Origin of the sequence: Amycolatopsis ultiminotia, from assembly GCF_039536925.1 — a bacterium.
Lineage (GTDB): Bacteria > Actinomycetota > Actinomycetes > Mycobacteriales > Pseudonocardiaceae > Amycolatopsis > Amycolatopsis ultiminotia.
On record NZ_BAAAZN010000001.1, the window covers coordinates 117,700 to 135,591 of the forward strand.

A 17,892-nucleotide genomic window follows, 5' to 3' on the forward strand; every position below is an offset into this window, starting at 1 on the left:
CCCCGGCCCGAGGCCGGGTGGAAAGCCGTGACGACGGTTCTGGCCGGCGCCATGCGGTAATCAGGACGAGCTTTGGCCGGGGTCAACCTGAAGAAATGCCATGAACCTGAGACTGATCTTGATGATGTGACCTTGAGACAAGCAGAAAGGCCGCAGCCAAACGAGATCGACATGTCACGCGCGATGCGACCCTACAAGAGGGTTCACGGGACCCGAGTGATCATGAGGGCAACCGCCTCAAGATCATCATGTTGTGAGGCAAGACATCGTGAGGCGGCTGCGGCTGCCATCGTAGAGGGCGAGCGCGCCGCCTCGAACCTGGCCGTACTGCACCAACGACGGCGCCCGTGTTTCGCCCGTTCCCGGCCCCATGCCCAGGCCCGCAAGTACCTCACGGCGCTGATGAGCGACCTGCCCCGCAAGAATGGCTGGACCATCGCCGAGCACGCCGGGGACACCACACCCGACCCGACTCAGCGGCTACTCAACCACGCGGTGCGGGACAACGACCAGGCGATGACGCTGGTGCGCGGGTTCGTGGTCGAGCACCTGGCCGATCAACCGCTGGTGGTGGCGGCGTTGGACGAGGCCGGACAGGAGAAGACCGGCGATGCCACGGTCGGCGTGCAGCGGCAGTACATCGGCTGCGTCGGCCGGATCGCCAACGGCGTCAACACCGCCTACTGCTGCTACGCCACCCCGCGCGGACACGCCCTGGTCGGTGCCCGCATCTACGTCCTGGCCGATCAGATGGCCGACCCGGACCGCCGCACCGCGTGCGGCATCGATGCCGAGGTCGGCTTCCGCACCAAACCCCAATTGGCTATGGACATCTGCCGCGACATGGTCGCTTACCACACCATGCCGCCCTGGGTGGCCGGTGACGAGGCGTACGTCCGCTCGGGAGCGTTACGTTCCTTCTTGGAAGACAACCGGATCGGCTATGTGATGCGGGTCGGCTGCGCCTTCCATGTCACCGTCAGGCCCGGCGGCGGCAGTGCCCGCGCCGAGGATGTGCTAACCCGCCATGTCGCCACCGACGCCTGGCAGGTCCGCTCGGTGACCGGCTCGAAGGGTGAACGCGCCTACGCCTGGGCCTGGATCGCGACCACGAACCCACGCCACTTCCTGTTGATCCACCAACACCTGCGCACCGGCAAGTTGGCCTACCACTACTGCCACGTGCCCGAGGGCCGCCCGGTCACGCTGATGACGCTGGTGCGGGTGGCGTGTCTGCGGTGGCCGGTCGAGGAAGGATTCGAGTTCGGCAAAGACCACTTCGGACTCGACCACTCGCAGGTTCGGCTCTACACGGCGTTGTCGCGGCACATCGTGCTCACCCTCGCCGCACTGGCCGTGTGCGCGGTCACCGCCGCCCAGGCCAGAACCCAGACGCCAGCACCGATCCTGCCCACCACACCCGACCAGCAACCACCTGACGATCCGGGCTTGATCGCGCTGACCGTCGCCGAGGTCAAACGCCTGTTCATGCTGGTCACCCATCGAGTCCTGCCCCAGGCTCACCACCTGCACTGGATCTGGTGGCGACGCCGTCATCAGGCCCGTGCCCGCTGGTTCCACCACCGCGCCCGAATCCGCCGACAAATCACCCAAACATGACACGATCAAAATGCGGCTGCCCTACTAGAGCAAGATTGACATGTCATGAGCCGTGAGGTGGTACACGACAGCATCACACCGACGGCGGCCACCAACGTACAGCGCTCACCCTGGCGCAGCACCGGACCCGTCACGCATCATCATCACCGCATACCTGCCAGAGCCAAACGAGATCGGTGTAACTCGGGTCGAAGGCTTGCGTCCGACGGCCGAAGCGGCAGTTGGGGGCGATTTCGACGGCGAAGTCGGTATGCAGTGCATGGTCGATGCTTTTGCATCCGGGGCCGGTCGGCTCCGGGGGCGTGATCGCCAGGTAGACGCACTTGAATGCGGCTCAGGTTCCAGCGTGCGCAATCCGGCCAGCCCGGCGCCGACGACGGCGACGTGTTTGGGCATTCGGTACAGGGAATTGCCTTTTTCACCGAGCTCAGGCGGGCAGTGGATGGCGTGCGGACTCTTTGGTCACCGCGGCAGCCATGACGGTGCCCAGTGATGTCACGACGAGTACCGCGGGCACCCACAGGACGTGGGGCGGTCCGCCCGCCGCTTCGAGTAGGCTTGCCGAGATGATGGGTGCGAGCCCACTGAGCGCCCCGGCGATCTGGTATGCCACGGAAACGCCGGTATACCGGACGCCGGTGTCGTAGAGCTCGGACAGCATGGCGCTTTGCGGCCCGTAGAGCATCGAATGACCGACCTCCAGGACGATCAGCGCGGCCATCGCGGTTGCCCCGTTCCCGTCGTTGATGGCGGTGAAGAACCAGAACGCCGATGGACACAGCACCACGCATCCCGCGATCACGACCGGCCGTCTTCCCAGCACGTCGGACAATGCGCCGAAAGCCGGTGCGAGGACCATGGCGAGCACGGATGCCACCAGCTGCATCAGGAGGAGCGTCGAAACCGGGAAGTCCATCATCTTGCCGTAGGAGTTCCCGAAGGTCACGTAGACCTGATAGGGGACAGCGGGCCCGATGGCGAGCGCGATACCCAGCAGCACCCGTGGCCACCGGCGCCGGAGCAGCGCGAAGACCGGGACTTTCGCGTGGGTGCGCCGCTGCGCGAACGCCGGGCTGTCCGCGACTCCCGCTCTGATCCAAAGCCCGATGACGATCAGGACAGCCGAGCAGAGGAACGGGATCCGCCACGCGATCTGCTGTGTGTCTGCGGGCAGCTTCGACACCGCGTAGAAGAGCAGGGTCGAGATGGTGATACCCGAATAGACCCCGAGCACGCCGATGCTGCCCCAGAAACCGCGGCGCCGGTGCGCGAAGTGCTCGATCACCATCAGTGCGCCACCACCCCATTCGGCACCCGCGCCGATGCCTTGGACCAGCCGGAGTAGGACCAGCAGGATCGGGGCCCACACCCCGATCCTGGCGTAACCCGGGACCAGTCCGACGAGAAATGTGCTCGCGCCCATGACGATCATGCTCGCCACCAGCACGCGCTTGCGGCCGTATTTGTCGCCGAAGTGCCCGCCGATGATGCCGCCCAGCGGCCGAACGAGGAAACCACCTGCCATCGCACCGAAGGCGGCGATCAGTCCCACGAGGGGATTGGCGCCGGGGAAGAACTCCTTCGCGAAGTACAGGCCGCTCGCCAAGCCGTAGATGTAGAAGTCGAACCACTCGATCGTCGACCCGAGGAAGGAGGATAAGACGACCCTCGCCCGGGATCCGCTCGGTTCCGGCGGGCCGGCGGGTGCGCCGGAGTGGCTCGTGGCACCGTCGTCACCGGGTTCCGGGACTACTCGGCTGCTGGTCATGACGTTGCCCCCATCGGCGGTGATCGAGCGTTGTCCAGGTTCAGGCGAAGGCATTGATGCTGCGGCGAACAGTCCACTAAGAAAAACAATCGATTGTTTACCATCTTGACCGTGGTGCTGCAAGGACGCCGAAGGTGGCCATGGCGCAGCGAGCAAGATCATGAACTGGTAGGAGGCGTGTCTAAGGTCGATCGGCGGTGGCCGTCGGTCCTGACCTTCGCTGTGCGAGATGCGAACAATCATTCGTTCCAATGTGATAGCCCAGCCGATTTGCGGTCGGACCCGGGTTGACGAGGTGGAGGTCGGCGCGGACCAGGGTGGGCTCGGGCGGGAAGTCTGTGCGCTGAAAGATCGACAAGAGATCCTGGCGTGCCTGATCGCGTACTCGCCGGGCGTCGACCGGCTGGATCGGGACCTGCTCCTGTCGGTGCATCACGACGACGCGATCGACGATCACGGCATATGCGTCGGTGGTCCCCTGGAGTTCACCGACTGGGTTATCGAGATGCGTGCTCGCACGCACCTGTCGCATCAGCATTGCCTGCTCAACCACTCGTGCGAACTCGACGGCTACGTGGCGCATACGGAGACGTACTTCATGTTCGCGGGGATGAACCGGACCGGGCCGCCGTGGCCGCTCAGCGGTGGCCGGTACGGTCGACCGATTCGAGCAGCGCAACGGGCGGTGGGCGATTGCCTCGCGAGTGTGTCTGCGCGATTGGGTGACGGTGAACGAACGACCGGACATGAACGACCCGGCTGTGCTGACTGCAATCAGACGCGCTTTGTCTGCTCCGGTCCGTGAGCTGCTGGCCGGGTCGGCGGTCTCTCGTCGCGAACGCCGGACCTCTCCTATGCTCGCCCGCTGATGGTCTCCGAGCGGTGGTTTCGACAGGGAGCCGAGGTTCGCCGCGGTGGCTGAGCGATCTCGCAGGTTTGGCCGGCGGTCGACGGCACACGGAACGTGCGTTCGGGTCGACACTGCTGGCTTCGCTGCCGTCGACTGCCGGGGCTGAGCGCATTTTGATCGCCTGACCTGCTAATACATGAGCCGTGAGTGCGTCGCAGCTTGTGCTTCCCCTTGACACCGGGACACGCCGCCGGTGAAAATAAAACAAATACTTGTTCGGAGGCTCAATGGTGAGTGAGTGGGTGGATCCCGCGGTGCGGTGGTTCGACGACTTCGCGGAGGGCGACGTGGTCGTCACGCGCGGCCGTACCGTCGATGTCGGCGACCTGACGGTGTTCGCGGGACTGACCGGCGACCACTATCCGTTGCACACCGACGAGCAGTCCGTCGCGAAGACCCAGTTCGGGACGCGTATCGCGCACGGTCCGCTGACTTTCTCCCTCGCGGTCGGGCTGGTCGGTTTGAGCGGGTTTTACGGCGACGCGATCGTCGCGCTGCTCGGGATCGACGGATTGCGGGCCAAAATGCCGGTCCTGCCAGGAGACACGATCCATGTGCGCGGAACGGTGCTTGCGCGTGAGCACCGCGACGGATCGCGCTTCGGTGCCATCACCGTCGGATACTCGGTGCTCAACCAGCGTGAAGAAGAGGTCATGTACTTCGAGCAGAAGATGCTAGCCAAATGCAAGAAGGGAAACGAGGCGTGACTGTGCCGACTGAGGTCCACCCGCTGGCGATCGAACCGGGGGCACCGACCGATCCGGTCTTCGTGGGGGTGGGGGAGATCCCTTCGGGAAGGTACCCCGACCGCACGTTCATCCAGAGCCTGACCCAGGTCGCCGTCCGGGCTCTGCGCGACGCCCGGATGAAGCCGGCCGACATCGACACGATCCTGCTGATCCCGAACCTGCACTCCGCCGACCAGCAGGCCGACCTCGTCTTCTCCCGGATGGTCGAGGAGCTGGGGCTCAACGGGCGGGCCAAAGCCAGCTTCATGATCCACTCCGGAGGGTCGACCAGTGACAACGCGGTGCGTGTCGCAAGTGGGCTGATCTCGTCCGGGCACGCGCGGAACGTGCTGGTGCTGCAGGCCGAGTGCTGGGGCTCGGCCGACCTGACCGAGATGGTCACGATGCTGAGCTACAACGGCATCCCGGCACAGTGGGAGCGCCCGTCGGGGCTGCACTTCAACGCGATCGGTGCCTTGATCACGCAGCGATACATGGCGGAGACGGGTTCGACGCCGGAGGACATGGCCGGGGTCTGTGTCGCGCTGCGCAAGTGGGCACGACTGAACCCGAACGCGATGTACCGCGACAAGGACCTGACCGTGGAGCAGGTGCTGGGGTCGAGGATGATCTCGGATCCGTTGCACGCCATGGAGTGCCCGATGCTCGCCGACGGCGGCGTCGGGTTCGTCATGACCACCCACGAGGACGCGCAGCGCCGCGGCCAGGACAGTGTCCGGATCGTTGGATCCGGCGGTTGCGTGAGCCACTACAGCATCGGCCAGGAGACGAACCTGGCAACCCTGGGCTGGAAGACCGCGGCCGAACGGGCGTATGCCCAGTCCGGTTGGGGGCCCGAGTCGGCGGACTTCGTCGAGATCTACGACTCCTACGCCGCGGTCACCACGATCGCTTTGGAGGGCCTGGGTTTCTGCAAGCCCGGCGAGGGTGCGCGCTGGGTGTCCTCCGGCGCTACCGGGCCCGGTGGGGAGCTGCCGATGAACACCAACGGCGGGCTGCTCTCGGCAGGCCACACCGGGGTCGGCGGCGGGACCGCGCTGCTGGCCGAGGGAGTCCGGCAGTTGCTCGGCCGGGCCGAGCCGGAGCGGCAGGTGGCCAAACACGATCGCGCGCTTGTCGGCGGCAGCGGCGGCAGCTACATGGACTCGCAGGTGCTCCTGCTCGAACACGTGAGGACTGGCAACTGATGGCGGACACCTTGACCGGCGACTACCGCACTGGCCTCGGACGCGGCGAACTGGTGGTCCAGAAGTGCACCGAGTGCGCTCGTCTGAACATGTACCCGCGCTACGCGTGTCCCTTCTGTCAGTCGGAAGAGCTCGGCTGGCAGAAGGTGAGTGGTAAAGGTGTGTTGCTTTCCTTCACGGTCTCGCGGATCGGCGCTCCCCTTGGGTTCGGAGACGAGCTTCCCTACGCGCTGGCGGTGGTGAAGCTGGAGGAGGGGGTGCAGCTCCTCGGCCGGCTGGAGGCCGACGCCGATGGTGACTGGCATGGCTATTCCTGCGACGACCCCGTCGAATTCGTTCCCGAAGGTGCCACCGGGGACGAGGCTCGGCCGATCGCCTGGTTCCGGCGGCGCGGATGAACCCGATGGCCGGCAAGCGGGAGAAAAGAGACTGAGCATGGTGCGACGTAACGGTCCGGCGGTCTGGGCGGCGTTCCTCTGGCCGGGCGGACATCATCATGGCGCGTGGCGGCTGCCGAACAGCACCGGCGCGGACCTGATGAGCTTCGGCAACTACAAGCGGATGGCTCAGGAAGCGGAACGGGGTAAATTCGATGTGATCTTCCTCGGTGACCGGCTGGACGCATGGCCACTGCCGAGTGAGTACCTCGCGCGCACGGCTCGTGCCGCCCGATTGGAGACGATCACGCTCACCGCGGCGCTGGCCGCGGTGACCGACCGCATCGGCCTGGTGGCCACCGCATCCACGACCTTCAGCGAACCATTCAACCTGGCGCGTCAGATCGGTTCACTGGACCACCTCTCCGGTGGTCGTGTCGGGTGGAACGTCGTCACCTCCTACACCGACGACCAGGCACACAACTACGGCTTGGAGAAGATCCCGGCGCGGCCGGACCGCTACGCCAAGGCACAGGAGTTCCTGGACGTCGTCACCGGATTGTGGGATTCCTTCGAAGACGACGCGATGCTCCGAGACAAGGAATCCGGCCAGTTCTTCGACCCGGCCAAATTCCACGCGCTCAACCACGAGGGCCAGTACTTCAAGGTCGCCGGGCCGCTCAATATGGAGCGGCCACCGCAGGGCCGTCCGGTCATCTGCCAGGCGGGTGCGTCCAAGGAGGGCATCGCCTTCGCCTCCCGTAACGGCGAGCTGCTGTTCTCGGTCAACAGCAGCATCGACCGCGCTCGCGACTACTACCGCGCGATCAAGGGGGGCGCAGTCGCCGCCGGCCGCGATCCCGACGACGTGCGGGTGCTCGCCTCGATCAACCCGGTCATCGGACGCACCGAGGAAGAGGCGCAGGAGAAGTACCAGGCCATGCAGGAGTTGCTCGACGACGACGTCTCGCGCATCTTCGCGGAGCTCTACTTCGGGATCGATCTCTCGAGGTACTCGATGGACGAACTCGTGCCGGAGATCGAGCTCCCGGAAGTGGGCCGGGGCATGCCTCGTGCGCACCAGGAATACATGCTCAACCGCGCGCGCGACGAGAAGCTGACCATGCGCGAGCTCGTGTACGGGTTCAACGGGACCAACATCTACCCCCGTTCTGCCGAGGCGGCGGCGGACGAGTTCCAGGAATGGTATGAGAGCGAGGCGTGCGACGGCTTCATCTTGCAGATCTCGCACGTGCCCGAGGGCGTCACGGATTTCGTGGAACTCGTCGTTCCGATCCTCCGCAAACGCGGGCTGATCCGCGAGGAGTACCGGGGCACGACGATGCGGGAGAACATCGGGCTGACGACCCCCGCCAACCGGTACGCCACCCGCGTTCCGTCGCACTGACCGCGGAACGAGCGATGATCGTGCGAATCACCGCCGATGGGCAGGTCGACCTGTGCGAGCCTCTGGACTTCACGTCGTTCTCGGTGCAAGCGCCGTGGGAGACCGATCCGGCAGACGTCGGACGCGCACTCGTCGCGAACGGCTGGGGTGAGGTCGAGGGCGACCATGCCTGGATCTTGTCGGATGCGGTCCGTGCGGCCGCGTCCGACGAGGTCGATCCTGGCTGGGCGGAGAAGTACGAGGCGATGCTCCGGTACGCCACAGCCAGAGGCTGGTGGCGCGAACGTGATCGGGCCATCCGTGCTCACCTCGCCTTCGCCTGACCGCTGCGCCCCGATTCCGAGAATCAGGAGACACCAATGGACTTCTCGTTCGATGAGGAACAACAGCTCTGGCACGACACCGTGCACTCCTTCATGGAGAACGAAGTAGGCCGTGAGTACACCCGCAAGCACGACGAAGCTCGGGAATTCCCCCGAGAGCTCTACCAGAAGGTGGCGGAGAACGGGTGGCTCGGCCTGCTGCTCCCGGAGGCGGTCGGCGGCCTTGCCGCCGACCCGGTGATGTACGCGATCTTCTGCGAAGCAATGGCGAAGTACAGCCTCGACACCGCCGCGTGCCTGATGACGCCGATGTTCACCGCGACGAACATCGCCACCCATGGGACTGCGGAGCAGAAGAAGCAGTACCTGGAGCCGTTCCTTCGCGGGGATACGAAGTTCGCGATCTCGATCAGCGAGCCGAACTCGGGCTCGGACGCCGCGAGCCTCCAGACGAAGGCAGTTCTCGACAGCGATGAGTGGGTGATCAACGGCAACAAGACCTGGTGTTCGGGTGCGCACCACCCGAACACAGTGATCGCGCTGATGGCACGGACCGGTGAGGAGAAGCACAAGGGCATCAGCATGATCCTGGTGCCCAACGACACGCACGGCCTCACGATCCGCAAGCTCGACACCATCGTGCGGCGCTCGCTGGGCACCACCGAGTTGTTCTTCGACAACGTGCGGGTGCCGAAGGAGAACCTGCTCGGCGAGGTGAACCAGGGCTGGTCGTATCTCAGCGAACACCTGGAGTGGGAGCGGCTTGGACTCGCGGCGTCCTATGTGGGCAATGCGCGCACCGCGCTGAACGACACGATCGCCTACACCAAGGACCGTAAGCAGTTCGGCCGCTCGCTCTCGTCGTTCCAGGTGCTCAAGCACCGGATGGCGCACAACGAATGCGAAGTCGAGGCGGCGCGCCTGCTGGTCTACAGCGCCGCCGCGAGGATCGCGCGCGGCAAGCGTGCGCTGAAGGAGGTCTCCATGGCGAAAGTAATCGCCGCGGAGACCGCCGTGAATGTCTCGTTTAACGGGATGCAGGCTCTCGGCGGCTACGCCCAGGTGCCCGAGTACGACATGGAACGGTACTTCCGCGAGGCGAAGCACGGCATGGTCGGCGGCGGCACCAACGAGATCCAGCACAGCATCATTGCCAAGGAAATGGGCCTGTAGTGCGCGAGGGGGCGAGATCATGGCGAGAGTGGCAGTGGTCACCGGCGCGGCCGGCGGTATCGGGCTGGCCGTCGCGCGGTACCTGCACGAACGTAGCTACCAGGTGGTACTGGCCGATGTGGACGGTGACCGAGTTCGGAAAGTCGTGTCCGACGAGTTCGAGCGGAACGCGGTCGCAGCCTTCGTCGACGTAACCGATACCGCGTCGGTCGATCGTATGGTTGCTGAGACGGTCGAGCGGTTCGGTGGCCTGGACGTACTGGTGAACAACGCTGGAGTTCCCGGTTCGCAGCCGGCGGAATCAGTCACCGACGACGAGTGGAGCGGAATGCTCGATGTCCACCTCCACGGGATACTGCGATGCGCACGGCGGGCTTACCCGGAGCTCGTCGAGCGGTCCGGCGCGGTGGTGAACATGAGCTCCGCCGCCGCTGTGCTGGGTATGCCGGGCCGGGTTGCTTACAGCGCGGCCAAGGCGGGGATCATCGGCCTGACCAGGACGCTCGCCGTCGAGTGGGCGCCGACAGAGGTGCGGGTGAACGCTGTGGCGCCGGGTTATGTGCGCACGGAGGGGTTCGATCGGCGGATGGCCACCGCCGACCCGGGACGGGTCCAGCGTCTCGCCGCCGAAGTCCCTCTCGGCAGGCTGTCGCGGCCGGACGAGGTCGCGTCGGCGGTGCACTTCCTCGCTTCGCCGGAGGCCAGTTACGTGACTGGGCAGACCGTCGTGGTGGATGGCGGCATGACGATCCGGGGTCTCGGGTGACGCCGGCGCCGGAAACCGTGCTCGGCGGAAAGGAATGAGAATGAGAACGACGGAACCGGAGCCCTTTCACGTCGAGGTGCCGCAAGCAGAATTGGACGATCTGCACCGGCGAATTGACGCCACTCGGTGGCCGGCCGACTTCGGCAACGAGGACTGGTCCTACGGCGTGGAGAAGTCCTGGTTACGCGACGTCGTGCACCACTGGCGGCATGAATTCGACTGGCGCGCCCAAGAATCGTCGATCAACGCCTTTCCCCAGTACCGGGTCGAGATCGACGGCGTGCCGATCCACTTCCTGCATGTGAAGGCGACACGGCCGGGAGCGAAGGTGCTCCTGCTCTCGCACGGCTGGCCTTGGACATTTTGGGACTGGAAGGACGTCATCGGACCGCTGACCGACCCGGCTCGGTACGGCGGGGATCCGGCGGACGCGTTCGACGTCGTGGTGCCCTCCCTTCCCGGTTCGGGGTTCTCCACTCCGCTGGCCACGACCGGGCTCGGTGCTCGTCGGATTGCCGAACTGTGGCACGCCTTGATGACCGATGCGCTCGGCTACGAGCGCTATGGCGCGGCCGGCGGTGACTGGGGCTCGATCATCACCGGCGAGATCGGGCACGGATTCGGCGATTCGCTGCACGGGGTCTGGCTCACCCTGCCGTACGTGCCGGGGGTCGACCTTCGCGTCCTGACCGCCGAGGACTTCGGCCCGGACGAGCAATGGATGTGGGAGCGGATGGCGGAGGCGAAACCGCTGATCCAGAGTCACCGCACGGTGCACCAGGTCGAGCCGCAGACCCTTGCCTATGCACTCGCAGATTCGCCGGTCGGCACGGCGGCCTGGGTGCTGGGCCGCCGCCGCGACTGGGGCGATCACGACGGCGATGTGTTCAAGCTGTTCGACCTCGATTTTCTGTGCACCACCGCGATGATCTACTGGATCAACGGCTCGATCGCCACGTCCACGCGGATCTACCACGAGCATTTCCGCGGCGGAGTCCCACCCGAGCCACGGCATACCCGGACACGGGCCATCGACGCGCCAACCGGTTTCGGTGTGTTTCCGAAGGAACTGTTGTTGTTGCCGAGACGGCTCGCCGAACGTGTTACCGACCTCCGACGCTGGACGGTGCTGCCTCGTGGTGGCCACTTCGCACCCGCAGAACAACCCGAGTCCGTGGTGCACGAGCTGCGCGAGTTCTTCCGGCCACTGACCTGATCGCACATTGAAGAGGAGTAACGGCATGAGCAAGCACACGCCGGAGATCACCGCCGCCGAGCGTGCCCTGATCCTGGAGAAGGCCGCTGGCCTTGCCGAGCAGTTCGCCGCTGTGGGCAAGGACTGTGATGTCGCCAATCGGTTCCCGGTGGAGCTGGTCCCGCTGTACAAGGAGAGTGGGATCGCCTCGGCAGCGGTGCCCAAGCGGCACGGCGGACTGGGCGCCGACATCGGGACGGTGTCCGCGATCGGACGGGAACTGGCCAAAGGTGATCCCGCGATCGCGCTTTCGTTCAACATGCACCAGACGATGGTCGGGATCTTCCGGACGACCCCCTCTCTCGACGAGGACAAGCGCGCCGCGCTCCTGGCCCGGATCGCGGAGGAGGACCTGTTGCTCTGCGGTCCGTTCAGCGAGGCACGCGCCGGTCTGAGCGGCCTTGCCGACACCGTGGCTGTCCCGCAGCCGGACGGCGGATGGCGCATCACCGGCAAGAAGAACTGGTCGACCCTGATCGAGGGGTGTGACCTGATTGCCCTCAACGCCACGATTACCGATCCTGATGGCGCTATCCCCGAGGACTACCACGAACACGCCGAGCGGGAGTCGATGTTCATCGTCCCGGTCGGCTCCCCAGGTGTTTCGATCGACAAAACCTGGGACACCCTCGGCATGCGGGCGACCGGCAGCCAGACCCTGGTGCTGGATGAGGTGTTCGCAGGCCCCGACGCCTACGGCGGCAACTTTCGGCAAGGACTGGTGGGCGAGGCAGAATGGGCCGCGCTCGGGTTCGCCGGCGTCTACTTGGGACTGGCGGAAAAGGCGTACTTCGAGGCGCGTGAGTTTCTGAAGAAGAAACATCTGGGTGCGACGGCGTCGGGTCAAGACACCGACGTGAAACAGCTAGGCTACATCCAGCACGGCCTCGGCCGGATGTACACCAGCATCGTGGTCACGGCGAGGGTCCTCCAACAGACTGCACAGACCGCGATCGACGGTGCGGACGACCCGTGGCCGGCGTCGATGCGCAAAGCAAACTGGGACATTGCGAAGGTCAACGCCACCGAGACTGCCATCAGTGTCACCGACGGCGCGCTCCGGCTGGTCGGTGGAGCCTCGTTCCGCCGGGGCAACGTACTGGAACGGCTCTTCCGCGATGCGCGGGCCGGGTTACTGCACTCGTTTGGCACAGACCAGCTCTACGACCACGTCGGCAAGGCGGAGTTCGGGTTGCTCGGCTGAGGCGGTCGCACGAGGGGGCGTACGGGCACGGTGGAAACTATTTCTCGTTCGATTGCTGGAGTTGAGGTATGCGTAACGTAGTGATCGCGGGCGTGGGGATGACCCCGTTCGCGCGGCGGCCGGGGACCGGTATCCGGGCCCTGGCCAATGCGGCCTCGGCCGAGGCGCTCAAAGATGCCGGTGTCTCGGCCGATGACGTCGAGATCGTCTACTTCGGCAACGCTGTCGCCGGAACGGTCACGGGCCAGGACATGATCCGGGGCCAGGTTGCCTTCCGGCACAGCGACCTGGCCGGGCACCCCGTGATCAACGTCGAGAACGCCTGCGCGTCGGGCAGCTCTGCTTTCCATCTCGCCGTGCACGCTGTTTCCGGCGGGCAGTACGACGTCGCGCTGGCAGTCGGCGCGGAGCAGCTGACGCATGCCGACAAGACCCGCCCGTTCCGCGCGTTACGCGGGTCCACCGACGTCTTCGAGATCGGAGAGGCCGGTGAGGACGAGGATTGGACCCGCTCGATCCTGATGGAGTTCTACGCTCAGGAGGCTCGGGCGTTCCTCACCCGATCCGATGCGACGGTCGAGGACTTCGCGCGTGTCGCGGTCAAGAACCGGATGCATGCGCGCCTGAACCCCCTCGCCCAATTCAGTGCCGAGCAGACGATCGAGGAAGTGCTGCGCAGTCGGATGGTCGTCGATCCGCTCACTTTGCCCATGTGTTCGCCGACCACAGACGGCTCGGCTGCAGTCGTGGTCTGCTCAGAGCAGTACGCACGGGATCGATCGATCGGCTCGTTGCTCCGGGTCCGTGGCTGCGAGCTCAAGGGCGGTAAGGACACGCTCCCGGTCACCGAGGCGACGGCTGCCGTGTACCGGTCGGCGGGGATCGGCGTGGACGAGGCCGACGTCATCGAGCTGCACGACGCCGCCGCGCCGGCCGAGCTGATCCAGTACGCCGAGATCGGTCTGTGCGCCGAGGGCGAGGAGGCGGGGCTGATCCGTGACGGGTCCACTGCGATCGGTGGGCGGATCCCGGTCAACACCAGTGGCGGGCTGATGAGCCGCGGGCACGCGCTCGGCGCGACCGGTATCGCCCAGCTCGCCGAGCTCGCGGTCCAGCTGCGTGGGCGAGCGGGGGAGCGTCAGGTCGAGAACGCTCGTGTCGGTCTCGCGGTGAACACCGGCGGCTGGATGGGCGGGGGTTACGCCGTGGCGGTGGGCACGGTGCTGGAGGCACTGCAATGACCACGACCCAGGACAGCGTCGAACTCGACACGATGCGCTGTGCGTTCCCCGCCGAGGGCGTCGCCTTACTGACACTCAACCGTCCTGACTTCGCCAATGGTGTGGTTCCCGAGCTGGTGCGTGACTTCCTCCGGCTGCTCGACCGGCTGGAGGCGGACAACGGAATTCGTGCGCTGGTGCTGACCGGGGCAGGGCGGCAGTTCTGCGCGGGCGCGGATCTGAAGGCCATGCGTACCTACCTCGAGGAGCGGTTGCCGGTCGAGCAGGAACCGTTCAACGCGAGGATCCTCTTCCCTCTGACACAGCGCCTCACCACCTCGCGGTTGCCGATCGTGGCCGCGATCAACGGCGGTGCGACTGCGGGCGGCCTCGATCTCGCGCTGGCCTGTGACCTCAGGATCGCTTCCCGGCGCGCGAAAATGGGCGAAACCTACGTAAAGGTCGGTTTGGCACCCGGTAACGGAGGAACCTACTTCCTGCCTCGGCTCGTCGGCAGCGGAATGGCCGCGGAGCTGGCGCTGACCGGTGACGTCGTGGACGCCGAGCGAGCGCTGGCCATCGGGCTGGTCAACCACCTGGCCGAACCGGACGAGCTCGTCGACGATGCGGTCGCGCTCGCCACCAAGCTCGCTGCCCGCCCGCGCCGCGCAATCGAAGCCACCAAACAAGCGCTGCGGGCCGCTTGGTCGCAGGACCTCACGACCGCGATGAACACCAGTTTCTGGGTGACCTCGGCACTGCACCACACCGACGACCTGCACGAGGGCGTCGTGGCGGCACTGGAGAAACGACCACCGCGGTACAACCGCGACCGCACGCAGCTGCCGTGATCCACAACGACCGACTTTCGAAATCGAGGACCGCCATGGCCGCAACTATCGCGAACGAACGGGTCAAGTTCGGTGTCTTCATCCCGCCGCAGAACGTCGTCGGCCTCAACCCGACGCTCGCCATCAACCGCGCCGTCGAGCTGGCCGAACACCTCGACCGGCTGGGCTTCGACGAGATCTGGTTCGGTGAGCACCATTCCGGCGGTGCCGAACTGGTCGCCTCGCCGGAGCTGATGATCGCCGCCGCCGCACAGCGGACGAGCCACATCAAGCTCGGCACCGGGGTGATCTCGCTGCCGTATCACCACCCGTTTCAGGTCGCCGAGCGGATCGTGCAGCTGACGCACCTCACCCGTGGCCGGGTGCTGTTCGGTGCCGGACCCGGCCAGCTGCCGACCGACGCGAAGATGTTCGGCATCGACACCACGCACCTGCGTCCGCGGATGGAGGAGTCGATCGACGTCATCCTCCGCCTGCTGGCCGGTGAAACGGTGACGGTGAAGAGCGAATGGTTCACGCTGCAGGATGCGTCGCTCCAGCTTGCGCCGTATGGCGACCTGGAGGTCTCGGTCGTGGGCACGGTGTCGCCCTCGGGTCCCAAACTCGCCGGGCGCCACGGTCTGGGGCTGCTGTCGCTGGCCGCCACCGATCCGACGGGCAATGACCAGCTGCCGGTGCACTGGCAGATCGTGCAGGAGGAGGCGGGGCGGACCGGGCACACCGTCGATCGCGACCAATGGCGGCTGATGGGCCCGATACACGTCGCGGACAGTGTGGAAAAGGCGTCCGCAGACTGTGAGCACGGCCTGCGCTGGCACTACGAGTACCTCTCGCACATCACCCCGTCGGCGATTTCCGCGCCGGCCACGACCGCCGAACTCGCGAAGCTGCTCAACGACACCGGCCGCGGCGTCATCGGCACACCGGAAATGGCTATCGCCCAGATCGAACGACTCATCGACCGGTCCGGCGGCTTCGGCACCTACCTGTTCCAGGGCTTCGACATCGCGAACTGGGGAGACACACTGCGTGGCTTCGAGTTGTTCGCCGAGCGGGTCATCCCGCACTTCAACGGATCCTTGCGGCCGGTGCGCAGTTCGTATGAGCACGTGTTGGCCGAGACGGAGGCGAACCGGTCCTCGACCGCGGCTGCGCGGACGGCGGCACAGGAGCAGTGGCAGAAAGAGCGCGGGGCAGCGCAGGCCCGCTGACTGGGCATTCGGGAGCAAGAAAGGAGGCCGCCGATGACATTACCGGACACCACGTATCGCGGACTGCGGATCGTCGACCTGACCAACGTGATCGCGGGGCCGATGGCCACCATGGTCCTGGCCAATCTCGGTGCGGATGTGGTCAAGGTCGAACGCCCGGGGCGGGGCGACGACAGCCGCCACATGCCTCCCTTCGTCGACGGCACGAGCACTGTGTTCCTCGCTTTCAATCGCAACAAGCGCAGCGTCGCGATCGACCTCACCACGTCCGAGGGCCGGGCAGCAGTCCTCGGTTTGATCGACGAGGCCGACGTGCTGGTGGAGAGCTTCCGCCCGGGCAAGCTCGACAAGCTGGGACTCTCGTGGGAAGCGGTGCACCGGAGGAACCCCCGCCTGGTGTACTGTTCGATCTCCGCCTTCGGCGACGGTCCCCAGGGGCGCGGTCTGCCCGGTTATGACCCGGTGGTCCAGGCCTTCACCGGGATTATGGCGGCAACCGGCCACCCGGGTGGCGAACCGGCACGCGTTCCGGTCTCGCTGATCGACATCAGCACCGGCATGTGGGCGGCCATCGCCGTGATGGCCGCACTCGAGAGGCGACACGCCACCGGCCAAGGCGAGCGGGTGGGCGCAACCCTCGTCGACTCCGGGATGGCGCTGCTGTCGAACCAGATCCTCAACGTCCTCGCGACCGGGGTCTCGCCCGGGCCGAGCGGATCCGGGTTCTCCATTTCGGCGCCGTATGAGGCGTTCCGGACGGCCGATGGCTGGGCGATGATCGCGGCCGGCAACGACGCGATCTACCGGCGGCTCTGCGCCGCGCTGGGGCGGCCCGAGCTCGCTGACGACCCCCGGTTCGTGTCGGTCGGGGAACGGGTGACCCGGCGGGCGGAGCTGCACGAGCTGCTCGAACAGCGGACGGTGTGCTTCACCGGAGCCGAGCTGGAGAAGGTGCTACTGGCGGCCGAGGTGCCAGTCTCCCCGGTGAACCCCGTCAAGGACGCACTCGAGCATCCGCTCACCGCCGAGCGGGGGATTCTCCTCGATCCGGTTGGTGCACCGGGTGGCGAGCGGCTGGTCCGCTTGCCCTTCGAGCCGCTGGGCACCCGGCCGAGGTGGCCTGCCAAGGTCGGGGCGCACACCGCTGAGGTGCTGGCCGAGACCGGAATCGCAGGGGAAGCGCTGGACGAGGTGCTCCGGCAGAACGTGACGCCCGGCGAGCGGACGGCAGCGGTCGATCCGGAAGGAGTGACGCAGTCATGATCCAGCAGGTCTCCGAGATCGATGGCGGGGATTTCCGCCACGTGCTGGGGCATTTCCCGACCGGAGTGGTGGCAATCACCTCAACCTGCCCCGATGGCCGCCCGGCGGGACTGGTGATCGGATCGTTCACCTCGGTCTCCCTGGACCCGCCCTTGGTCGGCTTCTTCCCGCAGAAGACGTCGACCAGCTGGCCCCGGATCCGCGATGCGGGTGCGTTCTGCATCAACATCCTCGGCCACGACCAGGAGGACCTCGGCCGGCGGTTCGCCGTCTCGGGCGGAGACAAGTTCGCCGACCTCGAGTGGCGCCGAACTCCCTCCGGGCATCCTGTACTGCCGCGGGTACCGGCCTGGATCGACTGCGTCCTTGCGCGTGAGGACGACGCCGGTGACCACTGGATGGTGCTGGCGAAGGTCACCGCGTTGTCCGCCGATCCCGGGCGTGGCGGACCGCTGGTGTTCTACAAGGGGGGTTACGCGAAGCTCGCCGAATCGTGAACCCGCAGGATTCCGGATCGGGCGGTCCCTAGTATCGTAACCAGAGTAGAACAACTGTTAGTTCATCGTCGTCCGCTTGGCACGAGCCGACGGCCGGCTGCCCGTCCGAG

Annotated in this window: 17 protein-coding genes; 16 read left to right on the forward strand and 1 reads right to left on the reverse strand. The window is 66.2% G+C overall.

From position 1 onward, the window contains the following. Positions 1–222 precede the first annotated feature (222 nt). Positions 223–1,620: an IS701 family transposase gene (locus tag ABD793_RS00575; RefSeq protein WP_344854212.1), complete on the forward strand. Its 1,398-nt coding sequence runs from the start codon at positions 223–225 to the stop codon at positions 1,618–1,620. 427 nt (positions 1,621–2,047) lie between these two features. On the opposite strand, the gene ABD793_RS00580 is transcribed toward ABD793_RS00575, so the two are convergent. After that, a complete protein-coding gene (locus ABD793_RS00580; RefSeq protein ID WP_344854213.1) occupies positions 2,048–3,388 on the reverse strand; it encodes an MFS transporter in 1,341 nt (446 codons plus the stop codon). A gap of 229 nt (positions 3,389–3,617) precedes the next feature. Between ABD793_RS00580 and ABD793_RS00585 the strand changes: the two genes are divergently transcribed. From ABD793_RS00585 to ABD793_RS00655, 15 genes are all read left to right on the forward strand, one after another. Further along, complete coding sequence (locus ABD793_RS00585; RefSeq protein ID WP_344854214.1) at positions 3,618–4,193, forward strand: nuclear transport factor 2 family protein; 576 nt, start codon at positions 3,618–3,620, stop codon at positions 4,191–4,193. A gap of 392 nt (positions 4,194–4,585) precedes the next feature. Then, the gene (locus tag ABD793_RS00590; protein ID WP_344854215.1) at positions 4,586–5,005 is read left to right on the forward strand and encodes a MaoC/PaaZ C-terminal domain-containing protein; all 420 of its coding nucleotides are present in this window, start codon (positions 4,586–4,588) and stop codon (positions 5,003–5,005) included. Next, entirely contained in the window at positions 5,002–6,234 is a 1,233-nt protein-coding gene (locus ABD793_RS00595; RefSeq protein ID WP_344854216.1) for a thiolase family protein, read from the forward strand. Before ABD793_RS00590 ends, ABD793_RS00595 begins: the two co-directional genes overlap by 4 nt. Then, positions 6,234–6,632, forward strand: a complete 399-nt coding sequence (locus ABD793_RS00600) for a Zn-ribbon domain-containing OB-fold protein (protein ID WP_344854217.1) — start codon at positions 6,234–6,236, stop codon at positions 6,630–6,632. The genes ABD793_RS00595 and ABD793_RS00600 overlap by 1 nt, the downstream gene beginning before the upstream one ends. A gap of 37 nt (positions 6,633–6,669) precedes the next feature. Continuing rightward, positions 6,670–8,019, forward strand: a complete 1,350-nt coding sequence (locus ABD793_RS00605) for an LLM class flavin-dependent oxidoreductase (RefSeq protein WP_344854218.1) — start codon at positions 6,670–6,672, stop codon at positions 8,017–8,019. Positions 8,020–8,033: 14 nt separating this feature from the next. Then, positions 8,034–8,342 carry a hypothetical protein gene (locus tag ABD793_RS00610; protein WP_344854219.1) on the forward strand — a complete coding sequence of 103 codons (309 nt, stop codon included), beginning with the start codon at positions 8,034–8,036 and terminating at the stop codon, positions 8,340–8,342. A 36-nt stretch (positions 8,343–8,378) separates the two neighbouring features. Continuing rightward, positions 8,379–9,515 (forward strand): acyl-CoA dehydrogenase family protein, encoded by a 1,137-nt coding sequence (locus ABD793_RS00615; RefSeq protein ID WP_344854220.1) that lies wholly within the window; start codon positions 8,379–8,381, stop codon positions 9,513–9,515. Positions 9,516–9,534: 19 nt separating this feature from the next. Next, a complete protein-coding gene (locus ABD793_RS00620) occupies positions 9,535–10,281 on the forward strand; it encodes an SDR family NAD(P)-dependent oxidoreductase (protein ID WP_344854221.1) in 747 nt (248 codons plus the stop codon). A gap of 40 nt (positions 10,282–10,321) precedes the next feature. Then, on the forward strand, positions 10,322–11,497 hold the full coding sequence (locus tag ABD793_RS00625; protein WP_344854222.1) for an epoxide hydrolase family protein: 1,176 nt from the start codon (positions 10,322–10,324) through the stop codon (positions 11,495–11,497). A gap of 25 nt (positions 11,498–11,522) precedes the next feature. Beyond that, positions 11,523–12,740 (forward strand): acyl-CoA dehydrogenase family protein, encoded by a 1,218-nt coding sequence (locus ABD793_RS00630; RefSeq protein WP_344854223.1) that lies wholly within the window; start codon positions 11,523–11,525, stop codon positions 12,738–12,740. Between the two features lie 68 nt (positions 12,741–12,808). Further along, positions 12,809–13,981, forward strand: coding sequence for a thiolase family protein (locus ABD793_RS00635; protein WP_344854224.1), 1,173 nt, complete (start codon positions 12,809–12,811; stop codon positions 13,979–13,981). Beyond that, positions 13,978–14,811: an enoyl-CoA hydratase/isomerase family protein gene (locus ABD793_RS00640; RefSeq protein WP_344854225.1), complete on the forward strand. Its 834-nt coding sequence runs from the start codon at positions 13,978–13,980 to the stop codon at positions 14,809–14,811. The genes ABD793_RS00635 and ABD793_RS00640 overlap by 4 nt, the downstream gene beginning before the upstream one ends. Before the next feature lie 35 nt (positions 14,812–14,846). After that, positions 14,847–16,022: an LLM class flavin-dependent oxidoreductase gene (locus tag ABD793_RS00645; RefSeq protein ID WP_344854226.1), complete on the forward strand. Its 1,176-nt coding sequence runs from the start codon at positions 14,847–14,849 to the stop codon at positions 16,020–16,022. Between the two features lie 33 nt (positions 16,023–16,055). Continuing rightward, a complete protein-coding gene (locus tag ABD793_RS00650; RefSeq protein WP_344854227.1) occupies positions 16,056–17,285 on the forward strand; it encodes a CaiB/BaiF CoA transferase family protein in 1,230 nt (409 codons plus the stop codon). After that, a complete protein-coding gene (locus ABD793_RS00655; RefSeq protein WP_344854228.1) occupies positions 17,282–17,782 on the forward strand; it encodes a flavin reductase family protein in 501 nt (166 codons plus the stop codon). Before ABD793_RS00650 ends, ABD793_RS00655 begins: the two co-directional genes overlap by 4 nt. Positions 17,783–17,892: the final 110 nt, after the last annotated feature.

Excerpts from the sequence above, each read along its gene's own strand:
- ABD793_RS00575 (WP_344854212.1), top strand. The coding sequence starts at position 223 with ATGAGGGCAACCGCCTCAAGATCATCATGTTGTGAGGCAAGACATCGT.
- ABD793_RS00580 (WP_344854213.1), bottom strand. The coding sequence starts at position 3,388 with ATGACCAGCAGCCGAGTAGTCCCGGAACCCGGTGACGACGGTGCCACG.
- ABD793_RS00585 (WP_344854214.1), top strand. The coding sequence starts at position 3,618 with ATGCGAACAATCATTCGTTCCAATGTGATAGCCCAGCCGATTTGCGGT.
- ABD793_RS00600 (WP_344854217.1), top strand. The coding sequence starts at position 6,234 with ATGGCGGACACCTTGACCGGCGACTACCGCACTGGCCTCGGACGCGGC.
- ABD793_RS00605 (WP_344854218.1), top strand. The coding sequence starts at position 6,670 with ATGGTGCGACGTAACGGTCCGGCGGTCTGGGCGGCGTTCCTCTGGCCG.
- ABD793_RS00610 (WP_344854219.1), top strand. The coding sequence starts at position 8,034 with ATGATCGTGCGAATCACCGCCGATGGGCAGGTCGACCTGTGCGAGCCT.
- ABD793_RS00615 (WP_344854220.1), top strand. The coding sequence starts at position 8,379 with ATGGACTTCTCGTTCGATGAGGAACAACAGCTCTGGCACGACACCGTG.
- ABD793_RS00620 (WP_344854221.1), top strand. The coding sequence starts at position 9,535 with ATGGCGAGAGTGGCAGTGGTCACCGGCGCGGCCGGCGGTATCGGGCTG.
- ABD793_RS00625 (WP_344854222.1), top strand. The coding sequence starts at position 10,322 with ATGAGAACGACGGAACCGGAGCCCTTTCACGTCGAGGTGCCGCAAGCA.
- ABD793_RS00630 (WP_344854223.1), top strand. The coding sequence starts at position 11,523 with ATGAGCAAGCACACGCCGGAGATCACCGCCGCCGAGCGTGCCCTGATC.
- ABD793_RS00635 (WP_344854224.1), top strand. The coding sequence starts at position 12,809 with ATGCGTAACGTAGTGATCGCGGGCGTGGGGATGACCCCGTTCGCGCGG.
- ABD793_RS00640 (WP_344854225.1), top strand. The coding sequence starts at position 13,978 with ATGACCACGACCCAGGACAGCGTCGAACTCGACACGATGCGCTGTGCG.
- ABD793_RS00645 (WP_344854226.1), top strand. The coding sequence starts at position 14,847 with ATGGCCGCAACTATCGCGAACGAACGGGTCAAGTTCGGTGTCTTCATC.
- ABD793_RS00650 (WP_344854227.1), top strand. The coding sequence starts at position 16,056 with ATGACATTACCGGACACCACGTATCGCGGACTGCGGATCGTCGACCTG.
- ABD793_RS00655 (WP_344854228.1), top strand. The coding sequence starts at position 17,282 with ATGATCCAGCAGGTCTCCGAGATCGATGGCGGGGATTTCCGCCACGTG.